A 13470-nucleotide genomic window follows, 5' to 3' on the forward strand; every position below is an offset into this window, starting at 1 on the left:
AACGGAATTGACCGACCGGGCGGCCGGGGGAGGCAACGTGGACGACTATGCGGGTCGGGTGCTCGTCGACCGCTACCGCCTGCCGCTGCCGCCCTCGGACGAGTACGAACTCACCGAGTCCCGCGCCTTCGACACCTACAGCGGGCAGGAAGTCCTGGTCCGCCAGGTGCCGTTGCCGGAGATCGTCGAGGCCGAGGTGCTCGACGCGGAGGGGCTGCCCGAGGGGTTCACGGCGCGCGAGCGCGGGACCCGGCGGCCCGCCGGCCGCGGATCGGGCGCCGGCGCGGGGACCAGGCGTCCCGCCGACCCCGTCGTGCGGCGGGCGATGGAGGCGGCCCAGGCGACGGCGAGCATCCCCGACCATCCACGGCTCGACCAGGTCTTCGACGTGTTCGCCGAGGGCGGCTCGCTGTGGATAGTGAGTGAACTGGTGGCCGCGCGGCCGCTGTCGGCGCTGCTCGCCGAGAAGCCGCTGACGCCGTACCGGGCCGCCGAGGTCGCCGCCGACGTCCTCATGGCCCTGCGCGTGCTGCACGCCCACGGCTGGGTGCACCGCAACATCACCGCCCGCACGGTCCTGGTCTGCGACGACGGGCGGGTCATGCTGACCGGCCTCGCGGTCGGCGCGGCCGAGGAGGCGCTGTGCGGGTACGACCCGGTGCCGAGCGCGGACCCCTCGCCCGGCCCGCCCGAGGACGGCGGCCGGGGCGGTGCGGTGACCGGCGGAAACGCCTTCCCCACGGGAGCCGGCCCGACCGGCGGGAGCGGCGGTCATGGCGGCAGCGGCGGTCACGGTGGACCCGCGGTGTCCGCGCCGCGACCGCGGCCGGGCGGTCAGGTCGGCCAGAGCGGTCAGGGCGCCCAATTCGGGCAGGGTGCTCAGGTCGGGCAGGGAGGCTTCGCACCCGGTGGGCCCGGCGGCGGTGGGCCCGGTGCCGGGGCGGTGGATCCCGAGGCCGCGAGGCGGGCCGCGATAGAGGCGCGGGCCACGGGAGCGCGGCCGATACCGGCGACGGGCGAGCCGTCCGCGGGCGGGCCGTCCGGGGCCGTGGCCCGCAGGGCGCCCACGGAGACCGGCGAGGACGTGCGCGCCGCGCGGGCCGGGGCGATCGCCGCGTACCGCGCCGGGGCGCGGGCCGCGGCGCGGGTGCAGGAAGCCCAGGAGGCGGAGCAGAACGGGCGGGCGGCGCTGCCCGGGGCCCGCACCCCCGCCGACGGCGGTCACGGGGCCGCGGGAGGCCCGCCCGGCCGGGTCGCCGACCCCTACGGCGTGCAGGGCCCACCCGCGCCGCACGCTCCCGCACCGCGCACCCCCTACGCCCCCGGGTTTCCGCAACAGGGCGGGGCTTCGACGTCGCACGCCTCGCTCACGCCCGTCCCCGGCCCGCAAGTACCGGGCGCGCAGGGCTCCGTTCCCGGTCAGGACGCGGGGCGGGGCGTGCCGGAGCCGGGCGAGGAGCGGGACGGCGTCCGCTGGGACGAGCTCGCGTCCGGGCAGTCCGGGGCGTCCGGGCCGTCCCAGGCGTCCGGGTCCGGTGGTGCCCGGCGCGGGCCCGGCGCCGCGCTCGCGGCCGAGCGGGCGAGGCAGGCGCGGATGGCCGTCGTCGGCCCGGTCACCGAGCGGTGGGCGCCCGAGCAGGCCGTGCCGGTGCACGAGAACTGGCAGCTGGCCGCGCCGATCGGCCCCGCCACCGACCTGTGGGCACTGGGCGCGCTGCTCTTCCGGGCCGTGCAGGGGCACGCGCCCTACCCGGAGGAGTCGACGGCCGAGCTGGTGCAGCTGGTGTGCGCCGAGCCGCCCGCCTTCGCCGAGGAGTGCGGTCCGCTCAGGCCGGTCGTGGAGTCGCTGCTGCGCCAGGACCCCACCGAGCGCCTCGACTTCGAGGAGCTGCGGGGCTGGCTGCGCTCGCTGGTGCGGTCCGCGCCGGAACCGGAGGCGGGGGCGCATGTCGTCGCGGCCCCGCCGGTGGACCCCCGGCGGCTGCCGATCGTGCGCCGCAGGGGCGAGCTGGTGCGCCGACGGCGCGCCGGACTGCCCGCCACGCACGGACGACACAAGCGGGGCCGGCAGCCGGAGGGCTCGCCCCGCAGCCTGGGCCGGACGCTGCTGGTGCTGATCCTGCTGGTGCTGGCCGCGGCCGTCGCCTATGCCGTGCTGTTCATGCCGAAGGCGGGCGAGGACGGCGCGGCCGGGGCGAACCCCCGGAGTACGGGGGCCGCCGGCGCCACGTCCGGCCAGGCGCCCGACGCGAGCAGCGCACCCCGCCCCGACCAGACCTCCCCGGACGCCTCCGCCCCCGACGCCTCCTCCTCTTCGTCGGCGGAGGCGACCCAGACGCAGACCGGCGGGTCCGGCGGGGGCGTCGCCGACGGGTTCACCCTGCGCAAGGACGCCGCCGGTTTCCAGATCGCCGTGGCGGACGGCTGGGGCCGCGCGCCGAAGAACGGGCGCGGTCAGATCGTCTACTCGCACGGGAACTTCCAGCTGATCGTCGTCCCGGGACGCGACACCACGTCGTCCGGCGGCAGTGATCCGATGGTCTACCAGCGGGAGAAGGAGAGCGAGCTCCAGCCCTACCGGGACTCCAGCTGGGCGACCGCCTCCGGGCTGCGCACGACGACCGTCGGCACCCGGACCATGGCCGAGGGCCAGTTCACCTGGACCGGCGCGGGCGGCCGCGAACTGTACGTGCGCAACCTCGCCATCCTCATCGCCGGGCGGTACCACATCGTCCAGGTACGGGGCCCGGAGGCCGAACGGGACGAGGTGTCCCGGCTGTTCGAGCAGGCGTCGGCCACCTACCAGTACACGGGCTGACGGCCGCCCGGACCGCGCCGTGCGCCGCGAGGTTGCCTCGCGGGGCCGGAAGGGACAACCGTCACAGTGCTGTCTCCTTGGCGCCCCCCTGGTTCCGCGCGGGCGGTCCGGTCTTTACGCTGGCCCTGTCAAGAGCATTGCGGGGCAACGTGAATCAGATGCAGGGCCAGCTCCTCGCGGGGCGCTACCGGCTCGCCGACGCCATAGGGAGCGGCGGCATGGGCCGGGTGTGGCGTGCCCACGATGAGCTGCTGCACCGGGCGGTCGCCATCAAGGAGCTGACGGCGGCGCTGTACGTCGCGGAGGGCGACCAGGCGGTCCTGTTGGCGCGGACCAGGGCGGAGGCCCGGGCGGCCGCGCGGATCAACCACTCGGCCGTGGTCACCGTGCACGACGTCCTCGAACACGACGGCCGGCCGTGGATCGTGATGGAGCTGGTCGAGGGCCGCTCGCTGGCCGACGCCGTCAAGGAGGACGGGCGCGTCGAGTCCAGGGAGGCCGCCCGGATCGGCCTGTGGGTGCTGCGCGCCCTGCGCGCCGCGCACTCCGCCGGCGTCCTGCACCGCGACGTCAAGCCGGGCAACGTGCTCCTCTCCGACGACGGCCGGGTCCTCCTCACCGACTTCGGCATCGCCCAGATCGACGGCGACACCACCATCACCCGCACCGGCGAGGTCGTCGGCTCCGTCGACTACCTGGCCCCCGAGCGGGTGCGCGGCCACGATCCCGGCCCGTCCTCCGACCTGTGGGCGCTGGGCGCGACGCTGTACACGGCCGTGGAGGGGCGCTCGCCGTTCCGCCGCACCTCCCCGCTGACCACGCTCCAGGCCGTCGTCGAGGAGGAGGCCGCCGACCCGCGGCACGCCGGGCCGCTCGGCCCCGTCATCACCGCCCTGCTGCGCAAGGACCCGGCCGCGCGCCCCACCACCGCCGCGGCCGAGCACCTGCTGGCCGAGGCCGCCGAAGGACGGTGTCCCGACGCGGCGCAGGCCTACGTGCCCACGCAGTACGGCGGCCCGGACCGGGCCACGGGAGGCCACCCCGCCGGACCCCCGGCCCCGGCGCACCCGGCGTCCCCCGCCACGCCCCCCACCTCGTACGTGCCGTCGCCTCCCCGGACGCCGACGGCCGCCCACCCGCTGACCCGTCCGACCGCCGTGGGCCAGGTCCACCCCGGTCCGGGCCCGTCGGGACCGCACACCCCGCCCGTGCCGTTCGCACCGTCCGCCGCGGACGGCCGCTCCGCCCGCCGCCGTCGCCGGCTGCGCACGACGGCGCTGGTGGTCGTCGTCGCCGCGCTGGTCGGCGTGGGCACGGCGATCGCGCTGCAGAAGTGGCACCCGGGGCAGGGGCAGACCACCGGCTCCGGGCCGTCGTCGCCTTCGCCGAGCGCCTCGTCCACCGGCGCGTCCGGCGTGTCGGACGCGCCCGGCACGTGGGAGGAGGTCCACGACCCGCTCGGCTTCGGACTCGCGCTGCCCAAGGGCTGGAAGCGCGAGGTGTACCAGGACGACGGCGATCTCCAGCAGATCGACTACACCCCCGACGGCGGCGAGCACTTCGTGCGCATCGCCCTCGACAGGTCCCCCGACTTCAGCGACCCCTACGCCCACCAGGTCGACCTCGAACAGCAGCTCAGGCGGCTCGTCGACTACGAGCGGGTCACCCTGGAGAAGAACCTCTACCGCGACCGCGACGGCTCCGAATGGGAGTACACGTGGACGGCGCAGGCGAAGGACACCGCGTTCCCCGGGCCGCGCCGTGCGATCGAGGAGACCTACGTGGCCCGTGACGGCTCCGAGTACGTCGTCTACATGTCCTCGCCCGCGAAGGACTGGGCCGTGACGGCCAAGCAGTTCAGGTCCGTGCTCCAGAGCTGGCGCGAGCCGGGTTCGTAGCGCCGGCGGACGGGGCGCGGCAGTTGGCCGGACCGCGCCCCGGAGGCGGGGCCTCCGGTGGGGCATGATGGGCCCCATGGGGACCGAGGGGGACGGGGACACCGCACGGGTCGTCGCGGGCCGCTACCGGCTCGAGGCGCGGCTCGGGCGTGGCGGCATGGGAATCGTGTGGCGGGCCACGGACCAGCTGCTCGGACGGCGTGTCGCCGTGAAGGAGCTGATCCAGGACGACGCGCTCTCCGCCGACGAGGCCCGCGGCCGCCGCGACCGCACCCTGCGCGAGGCGCGCGCGGTCGCGCAGCTCAGCCATCCGCACATCATCGTCGTGCACGACGTCGTCGAGGACGCCGAACGCCCGTACATCGTCATGGAGTTGATCGACGGCGACTCGCTCGCCGACCGGATCGCCGCCGAAGGCCCGCTCGCGCCGGAGGAGGCGGCGCGGATCGCCGTCGCCCTGCTCGGCGCCCTGCGCGCCGCGCACGCGGCCGGGGTCCTGCACCGGGACATCAAGCCCGCGAACGTTCTGCTGGAACGCGACAGCGACCGTGTCGTCCTCACCGACTTCGGGATCGCGCAGATCGCGGGCGCCACCACGCTCACCGAGACCGGCTCGTTCGTCGGCTCGCCCGAGTACACCGCGCCCGAGCGGATGTCCGGCTCGGGCACCGGCGCGGAGTCCGACCTCTGGTCGCTGGGCGCGCTGCTGTGCACGGCGCTGAGCGGCGAGTCGCCGTTCCGGCGCGACTCCTTGGGCGGCATCCTGCACGCCGTCGTGTTCGCGGAGATCCGCACGCCCCCGCAGGCCGCCCCCCTGCTGCCCGTCGTGCGAGGGCTGCTGGAGCGCGATCCCGAGAGACGGCTCGGCGCGGCGGAGGCGGAGCGGCTGCTGCGCGCCTTTCTGGACACCGGGCGCACACCGCCGCCCGTGTCGTCCGGCTACACCCCGACCCAGGCGGACCTGCCCCGCCCGGACGCCCCCGAGCGGGAGCGTTCCACGCGCGGCGTGCTGGTGGCCGCGCTGCTGGCGGCCGCCATGGCCGGGGCGGGCGTGTCGGCGGCCGCGCTGCTGGTGAAGGGGGACGGCGACCGGGGGCGCCCGCCCGTGAGTTCCCCGCCGGGCGCGTCGGCGAGCGTCACGCCGGGGCGGCCGGGCAGCGGCGGCGCGCCGAGTCCGTCGGCGACGCCGAGCGCCACGCCGACGGGGGTCCACGGAACGTCCCGCGCCACGGTGCCGGTCGCCCCCCGTCCGGTGACCGGCATGCCGTCCGCGCCGTCGGGATACCGTGTGGCCGACGACCCGGCCGGGTTCGCGCTCGCCGTGCCGGCGGACTTCACCCGCGAGCCGCAGGGCGAGCGGGTGTTCTTCCTGTCGCCGGGGCAGGTCTTCCGGCTCGGGGTCAAGGTGTCCGACGCGGCCCCGGACGGCCCGCTCGCGGTGATGGAGCGGGCGGCCGCCAAGGGCCCGGACACCAACCCGGGCTACCACGACGGCCAGGTCACCGAGACCTCGCACGGCGGACGGCCCGCCGCCCTCTGGCAGTTCACCTGGGACGGCTTCAGCGCGGCGGAGGGTCCCCGGCACACGTACGACCTGTGCTGGACGGAGGGCGGACGGCAGTACGACGTGTGGGTGTCCGCTCCGGTCGGGAAGGTGCGCGAGGCGCGGGAGTACTTCGACGTCGCGGTCGACACGTTCGTGCCCCGGTAGCCCGTGCCTCGCCGGCTCGCGCTTCGGTGGCCGGTGCCTCGGTGGCTCGCGCTTCGGTGGCCGGTGCCTCGGTGCCTCGGTGGCTCGTGCTTCAGCGGCTCGTACTTCGGTGGTTCGTGACAGGGTAGTTGCACGGCACCAGTGGATATCGGCCTGCCTGGCGCGATATGGATGGACCATGAGCCACAACGGGGGCGTCGGCCACGAGTCCGATGAAACGACGAGTTTTGTTCTGCAACCGCCGAACCCGAACCCGAATCCGCCGAATCCGCCGAACCCGACCCCGCCGAACCCGCGGGCGGCCGTGCCCGGGCCGGGGCCGTCCGAGCACGGGCCGGAAAGCGGGCCGGGTCCGTCCGAGCCGGGGCCGGAGGGCGGGCCGGGGGTCGGGCGGCTCGTCGCCGGGCGCTACCGGCTGCTGGCGAAGCTCGGGCACGGCGGCATGGGCACGGTGTGGCGCGCCAAGGACGAGACGGTGGACCGCGAGGTCGCCGTCAAGGAGCCCCGCGTGCCGGACCATCTTCCGGAACGCGAACGCGCCAACGCGTACGAGCGGATGCGCCGCGAGGCGCGGGCCGCGGCCCGGCTGGACCATCCGGCCGTGGTCCGCGTGCACGACGTCGCGGTCGTGGACGGGCGGCCGTGGATCGTGATGGAGCTGGTGCGCGGGCGCTCGCTGGGCGACGTCCTCCAGGAGGGCACGCTCAGCGCGCGCGAGGCGGCCCGCGTCGGCCTGGAGGTGCTCGGCGCGCTGGAGGCCGCGCACGCGGCGGGCGTCCTGCACCGGGACGTCAAGCCGGACAACATCCTGCTCGGCGGCCACGACCGGATCGTCCTCACCGACTTCGGCATCGCCCAGATCGAGGGCGACACCCGGCTGACCGACACCGGCGGCATCATCGGCTCGCCCGAGTACCTCGCCCCCGAGCGGGTGCTGGGGCAGCGTCCGGGCCCGGCCGCCGACCTGTGGTCCCTGGGCGTGGTCCTGTACGCGGCGACCGAGGGAGTCTCCCCGTTCCGCCGCAGCAACACCCCGGCGACCCTCCAGTCCGTCCTGAACGCGGCGCCCGCGCCGCCCGCCGCCGCGCGGGGTCCGCTGGCCGAGGCCGTCAACGGGCTGCTGGAGAAGGACCCGGCGCGCCGTCCGACGGCCGCCCGGGTGCGCACCCTGCTGGAGGCCGCCGCACACCCGCCCGCCCCGCAGCCCGCCCCGCCCGCCGCCGTCCCGCCGCCCGGCCGGGAAGGCGCGCCCGCCGGGGCGTCCCGTGTCCGCCGCCGGTTCGGGCGCGCGGCCTGGACCGGGCTGGCGGCCGCCGTCGCGGCCGTGGCGGCGGCGGTGTACCTGGTGGTCGCCGACCCGTTCGCCGGGCCGCTGCCGGACGGGTGGAAGACCATGCACGACAAGGAGGTCACCGCGACGCTCGCGGTGCCCGACAGCTATGTGCGCGGCGAACCCGCCAAGGAGGCGCCCGCCGACGAGCACTGGGTGAGCTGGACCGATCCGAGCGGCGCGATCTCCGTCGTCCTGACGGTCAAGCGGGCGGCGGAGGACAAGGGGCACGAGATCAAGGACTCCGCCGCGGCCCAGATGTACGCCGACAACGGCGACTTCAAGGAGACCGGCGAGTACCGGCTCAACATGCCGAAGGGGCCGCGCACCAGCACCGACTCCGAGGTGACCTTCCACGGCCGCAAGGCCGCCGGGAACACCGTCGTCTACACCACCGACGACAGTCAGCACCCGGTCCCGCGCGAGCTGCGGATCCTGTACTACAAGTCCACCGGCGGCGACATGTACCAACTCGTGGTCGGCTACCCCGGAAAGGGCGACTTCACCTCGCGTGGCCGCGAGGTGGCCCGCACGGCCGTCGACAACCTGGAGATCGACCGGCCCTGACCGTTTTGCCGCCGAACCCGTCGCGAACCGACGGGAGTTGGCCGAAGATCGTGGTAGTCATGGAGGCATGAGCAACGACGGGGACCCGGCGGGCGCCGACGGCCGGACGCTGAACGGCCGTTACCGGCTGCTCGACCGCCTCGGGTCCGGCGGCTCGGGCACCGTGTGGCGGGGCCGCGACGAGCTGACGGAACGCGAGGTCGCCGTCAAGAAGCCCTGGCTGCCGGGCCGGCCCGGAGACGGGCCCTACCGGCGCGCGGCCCACCGTCTCCAGCGGGAGGCCCGCGCCGCCGCCCGCGTCGACCACCCCTGCGCCGTCACCGTCCTCGACGTCGTGGTGGAGGAGGGGACGGACGTCGAGGGCGGGCTCCCCTGGATCGTCATGGAGTTGATCCACGGCGAGTCCCTGCGCGAGACGCTGCGGCGCGGCCCGCTCGACCCCGCCGAGACGGCCCGGATCGGCCTCGCCGTCCTGGGCGCGCTGCGCGCCGCGCACGCCGTCGGCATCGTCCACCGGGACCTCAAGCCGTCCAACGTGCTGCTCGGCCGTCCCCCGCTCGCGAGCCCGCCCGGGCCGGGAGACCCCCCGGGCCGCGTCGTCGTCACCGACTTCGCCATCGCGCACGTCCCGGGCGAGGAGGCCTGGACCGCGACCGGCGACGCGACCGGCCGCCCGGACTTGGTCCCGGACTTCGTCGCCCCCGAGCGGACGTCCGGGCGGGGCGCGGGCCCGGCCTCGGACCTGTGGTCCCTCGGCGTCCTGCTCCACACGGCCGTCGAGGGCCGCTCCCCGTTCCCCGCGACGACCCCGTGGTCCGCGCCCGTCGCGCCCCTCCCCGGAGCACGGCACGAGCCGCCGGAGCCGCCCGAGCCCGAGCGGGCCGGCCCGCTCACCCCCCTCCTCCGGGCCCTCCTGCACCGCGACCCGGAACACCGGCCGACCCCCGAGGAGACGGCGGCCGCCCTGGAAGCGACCGGCACCGCCCCGGCCCGCCGCCCGACCGCCCCCTGCCCGGCCGAATCCCGGTGACGGCTCCCGGGATCCCCGGCAGCGATCCCGAGGCTCCTCGGCAGCGACGCTCGGATCCCGGGCGGCCGTCGCAGGCTCCCCGGCACCCCGGACCCCGGCAGCTCCCCGGCTCCTCGGCGGCGGCCCCAGGCTCCCCAGCGGCGGTCCCCGGAGCCCCAGCAACTCCTCGGATCGGCAGCTCCCCGGCGCCTCGGCGGCGGCCCCAGGCTCCCCAGCGGCGGTCCCCGGAGCCCCAGCAACTCCCCGGATCGGCAGCTCCCCGGCTCCTCGGCGGCGGCCCCAGGCTCCCCAGCGGCGGTGCCCGGAGCCCCGGCGGCTCCTCGGATCGGCAGCTCCCCGGCGCCTCGGCGGCGGCCCCAGGCTCTCCAGCGGCGGTGCCCGGAGCCCCGGCGGCTCCCCGGGTCCCGGCAGCGCCCCGGCGGAGGTCGTGGGTGCCGGAGAGGGCCGGGTGGGCGGCGGGCTCAACGCCCTGATCAGCAGGTTTGTTGCCAGTGAACGCTGGCGTCGTGTGTGCGGCCGGTGAATCCCTATTACCGGCGGGTACCCAAAGTCCCCCGCACGTCATACCCTGCGCCTCATGACGGACTCGCAGGCCGCGGAAAAGGCACCGGCAAAGACCGGCACGAACCCCCTCGCCCCCACCCCCACCGGCGTCCGCACCGCCGCCGACGTGGTGACCCCGGAACTGGTCGCCCAGCTCACCAAGGGCGTGACCGGCTCGGGCCGCACGGCCAACCACACGCCGTTCACCGGCGGGAAGCTCGCCGACCTGCCCGAGTCCACCCCCGAGGACGTCCTCAAGGCCTACGAGGCGGCCCGCGCCGCCCAGACGGTGTGGGAGAAGACGCCGGTCCGGGAACGCGCCGCGGTCCTGCTCCGCTTCCACGACCTGGTGCTGGAGCGCCAGGCCGAGGTGCTCGACCTCATCCAGCTGGAGACGGGCAAGGCGCGCCTGCACGCCCACGAGGAGGTGCAGGCCGTCGCCGTGGCCGCCCGCCACTACGGCCGCAAGGCCCCCGCCTATCTGCGCCCCAAGCGGCACGCCGGCGCCATGCCGACCCTCACCAAGGTCACCGAGCTGCGCCACGCGCGCGGGGTCGTGGGTCAGATCGCCCCCTGGAACTACCCGCTGGAGCTGTCGGTGGGCGACGCGCTCCCGGCGTTCGCCGCGGGCAACGCCGTCGTCATGAAGCCCGACACGGAGACCTGCCTGACCGCCCTGTGGGCCCGCGACCTGCTCGTCGAGGCCGGTCTGCCCGCCGACGTCTTCCAGGTCGTCCTGGGCGAGGGCCCGGTCGTCGGCCCCGAGGTCGTCCGCCACGCCGACTACGTCTCCTTCACCGGCTCCACCCGCACCGGCCGCGAGGTCGCGCAGGGCGCCGCCGCCCGGCTGATCGGCGTCTCCCTCGAACTCGGCGGCAAGAACGCCATGCTGGTGCTGGAGGACGCCGACATCGAGAAGGCGGCGGCCGGCGCCGTGCGCGCCTGCTTCTCCTCCGCCGGCCAGCTGTGCATATCCATCGAGCGGCTCTACGTCCACGAGTCGATCGCGGACGCCTTCGTCGAGCGCTTCGCCGCCCGCACCCGTGCCATGCGCCTCGGCACCGCCCTCGCCTACGGCGCCGACATGGGCTCCCTGGTCGGCGAGCGCCAGCTGGAGACGGTGACCCGGCACGTCGAGGAGGCCGTCGCCAAGGGCGCGAAGGTCGTCGCCGGCGGCGTCGCCCGCCCGGACGTCGGCCCGTACTTCTTCGAACCGACCATCCTCGACGGCGTCACGGAGCCCATGTCCGTCTGCACCGAGGAGACCTTCGGCCCGGTCGTCTCGATCTACCGCTTCCGCACCGACGACGAGGCGATCGAGCAGGCCAACTCGACGCCGTACGGCCTGAACGCGTCCGTGTGGACGAAGGACGGCCGCCGCGGCCGGGACGTCGCCTCCCGGGTGCGGGCCGGCACCGTGAACGTCAACGAGGGCTACGCCGCCGCGTACGGAAGCGTCCAGTCCCCGATGGGCGGCATGAAGGACTCCGGGCTCGGCCGCCGCCACGGCTCCGACGGCATCCTCAAGTACACCGAGGCCCAGACGGTGGCCCAGCAGCGCCTGCTGCCGATGGCGCCGGCCCTCGGCATGGACGACGAGAAGTACGCGGCGTTCATGAGCACCAGCCTGAAGGTGATGAAGGCGCTCCGGCTGCGCTAGGACCTGCCCGCCGCGCCGGTCCGCGTCGCGGACCGGGCGGAACACGACCGGAACCCCACCCGTTCCCGACGAGGAGAGCACGTGTCCCAGGACGCCTACGACTACGACGTCATCGTCGTCGGATCCGGCTTCGGCGGTTCCGTGACCGCCCTGCGCCTGACGGAGAAGGGCTACACCGTCGGCGTCCTGGAGGCGGGCCGCCGCTTCACCCGGGAGTCGCTGCCCAAGAACTCCTGGGACCTGAAGAACTACCTCTGGGCGCCCCGGCTCGGCATGTACGGCATCCAGCGCATCCACCTGCTGGGCAACGTCATGGTCCTGGCCGGCGCGGGCGTGGGCGGCGGCTCCCTCAACTACGCCAACACCCTCTACGTCCCGCCGAAGCCCTTCTTCGACGACCCCCAGTGGCGGGACATCACCGACTGGCAGGCGGAGCTGACGCCGTACTACGACCAGGCGCGCCGCATGCTCGGCGTACGGCTCAACCCCACGACCACCCCCTCCGACGTGCACCTGAAGGCGGCCGCGGAGCGCATGGGCGTCGGCGACACCTTCCACATGGCGCCCGTCGGCGTGTTCTTCGGCGACGGCGAGGACGCCGACGGCACGGCGAAGGCGAAGCCGGGGGAGCAGGTCGCCGACCCCTACTTCGGCGGCGCGGGACCGGCCCGCAAGGCCTGCGTCGAGTGCGGCGAGTGCATGACGGGCTGCCGGCACGGGGCCAAGAACACCCTCAACGAGAACTACCTGCACCTCGCCGAGAAGGCGGGCGCGGTCGTCCACCCGCTGACGACGGTCGTGTCCGTGACGGACGACTCGCAGGGCGGCTACGCGATCGCCACCCTCCCCACCGACGCCCGCCGCAAGGGCTCCGCCCGCGGCCGGGTCTTCAAGGCGCGCCGCGTCGTCCTCGCGGCCGGCACCTACGGCACCCAGACCCTGCTGCACCGGATGAAGGCGGGCCGCCAACTCCCGTACATCTCGGACCGGTTGGGGCATCTGACCCGCACCAACTCCGAGGCCCTGGTGGGCGCCCAGACCGACGACCGCCGCTACCGCAGGGCGACCGGCGCGCCCAAGGTCGACTTCACGCGCGGCGTCGCCATCACCTCGTCCATCCACCCGGACGAGAACACCCACATCGAGCCGGTGCGCTACGGCCGGGGCTCCAACTCCATGGGCAGCCTGTCGATCCTTCAGGTGCCGTACGCGGAGGGCTCGTCGAGGGTCGCGGGCTGGCTGACGAACGCCGTGCGCCACCCGCTCCTCGTGCTGCGCTCGCTGTCCAACCGCCGCTGGTCGGAGCGCACCATCATCGGCCTCGTCATGCAGTCGCTGGACAACTCGCTGACCACCTACCTGAAACCGGCGGGCGTCGGCAAGGGCCTGCTGACCGCGCGGCAGGGCCACGGCGCTCCCAACCCCAAGCAGATCAGGGCCGCTTCGCAGGCCGCCTCCGTGATCGCCGCCGACATCAACGGCTTCGCCGGCTCCAACGTGGGCGAGCTGATGGGCACCCCGCTCACCGCGCACTTCCTCGGCGGCTGCCCGATCGGCGACTCCCGCGAGACCGGCGTCATCGACCCCTACCACCGGCTCTACGGCCACCCCGGCATCTCCGTCGTCGACGGCGCCGCGGTCTCGGCGAACCTCGGGGTGAACCCGTCGCTCACCATCACCGCCCAGGCGGAGCGGGCCATGTCGTACTGGCCGAACAAGGGTGAGACGGACCCCCGTCCGGCGCAGGGCGCGGCGTACGAGCGGCTGAAGCCGGTCGAGCCGGTCAGTCCCGCGGTGCCCGCGGAGGCGTTCGGCGCGCTGCGCCTGCCGTTCCTGGGCATGCCGGCGGTCCCGCCCAAGCAGTAGGGCGCGTGCGGGACGCGCACCCCGCCTCCGCGCCCGGTCATGCCCCG

General features: G+C 75.4%; 7 protein-coding genes. All 7 read left to right on the forward strand.

Annotated elements, in window-relative coordinates:
• Window positions 1-37 precede the first annotated feature (37 nt).
• Window positions 38-2818 carry a protein kinase gene (locus tag OG802_RS21575; RefSeq protein ID WP_329412800.1) on the forward strand — a complete coding sequence of 927 codons (2781 nt, stop codon included), beginning with the start codon at window positions 38-40 and terminating at the stop codon, window positions 2816-2818.
• Between the two features lie 158 nt (window positions 2819-2976).
• Window positions 2977-4716 carry a serine/threonine-protein kinase gene (locus OG802_RS21580; protein WP_329412803.1) on the forward strand — a complete coding sequence of 580 codons (1740 nt, stop codon included), beginning with the start codon at window positions 2977-2979 and terminating at the stop codon, window positions 4714-4716.
• A gap of 76 nt (window positions 4717-4792) precedes the next feature.
• Window positions 4793-6427: a serine/threonine-protein kinase gene (locus OG802_RS21585; protein WP_329412804.1), complete on the forward strand. Its 1635-nt coding sequence runs from the start codon at window positions 4793-4795 to the stop codon at window positions 6425-6427.
• Window positions 6428-6605: 178 nt separating this feature from the next.
• Entirely contained in the window at window positions 6606-8324 is a 1719-nt protein-coding gene (locus OG802_RS21590) for a serine/threonine-protein kinase (RefSeq protein WP_329412806.1), read from the forward strand.
• Window positions 8325-8391: 67 nt separating this feature from the next.
• Window positions 8392-9354 (forward strand): serine/threonine-protein kinase, encoded by a 963-nt coding sequence (locus OG802_RS21595; protein ID WP_329412807.1) that lies wholly within the window; start codon window positions 8392-8394, stop codon window positions 9352-9354.
• A 577-nt stretch (window positions 9355-9931) separates the two neighbouring features.
• On the forward strand, window positions 9932-11557 hold the full coding sequence (locus tag OG802_RS21600; RefSeq protein ID WP_329412808.1) for a succinic semialdehyde dehydrogenase: 1626 nt from the start codon (window positions 9932-9934) through the stop codon (window positions 11555-11557).
• Window positions 11558-11638: 81 nt separating this feature from the next.
• Window positions 11639-13423: a GMC family oxidoreductase gene (locus OG802_RS21605; RefSeq protein WP_329412810.1), complete on the forward strand. Its 1785-nt coding sequence runs from the start codon at window positions 11639-11641 to the stop codon at window positions 13421-13423.
• Window positions 13424-13470 lie beyond the last annotated feature (47 nt).

The sequence above is a fragment of the Streptomyces sp. NBC_00704 genome, from assembly GCF_036226605.1.
GTDB lineage: Bacteria > Actinomycetota > Actinomycetes > Streptomycetales > Streptomycetaceae > Streptomyces.

Excerpts from the sequence above, each read along its gene's own strand:
- OG802_RS21580 (WP_329412803.1), top strand. The coding sequence starts at position 2,977 with ATGCAGGGCCAGCTCCTCGCGGGGCGCTACCGGCTCGCCGACGCCATA.
- OG802_RS21585 (WP_329412804.1), top strand. The coding sequence starts at position 4,793 with ATGGGGACCGAGGGGGACGGGGACACCGCACGGGTCGTCGCGGGCCGC.
- OG802_RS21590 (WP_329412806.1), top strand. The coding sequence starts at position 6,606 with ATGAGCCACAACGGGGGCGTCGGCCACGAGTCCGATGAAACGACGAGT.
- OG802_RS21595 (WP_329412807.1), top strand. The coding sequence starts at position 8,392 with ATGAGCAACGACGGGGACCCGGCGGGCGCCGACGGCCGGACGCTGAAC.
- OG802_RS21600 (WP_329412808.1), top strand. The coding sequence starts at position 9,932 with ATGACGGACTCGCAGGCCGCGGAAAAGGCACCGGCAAAGACCGGCACG.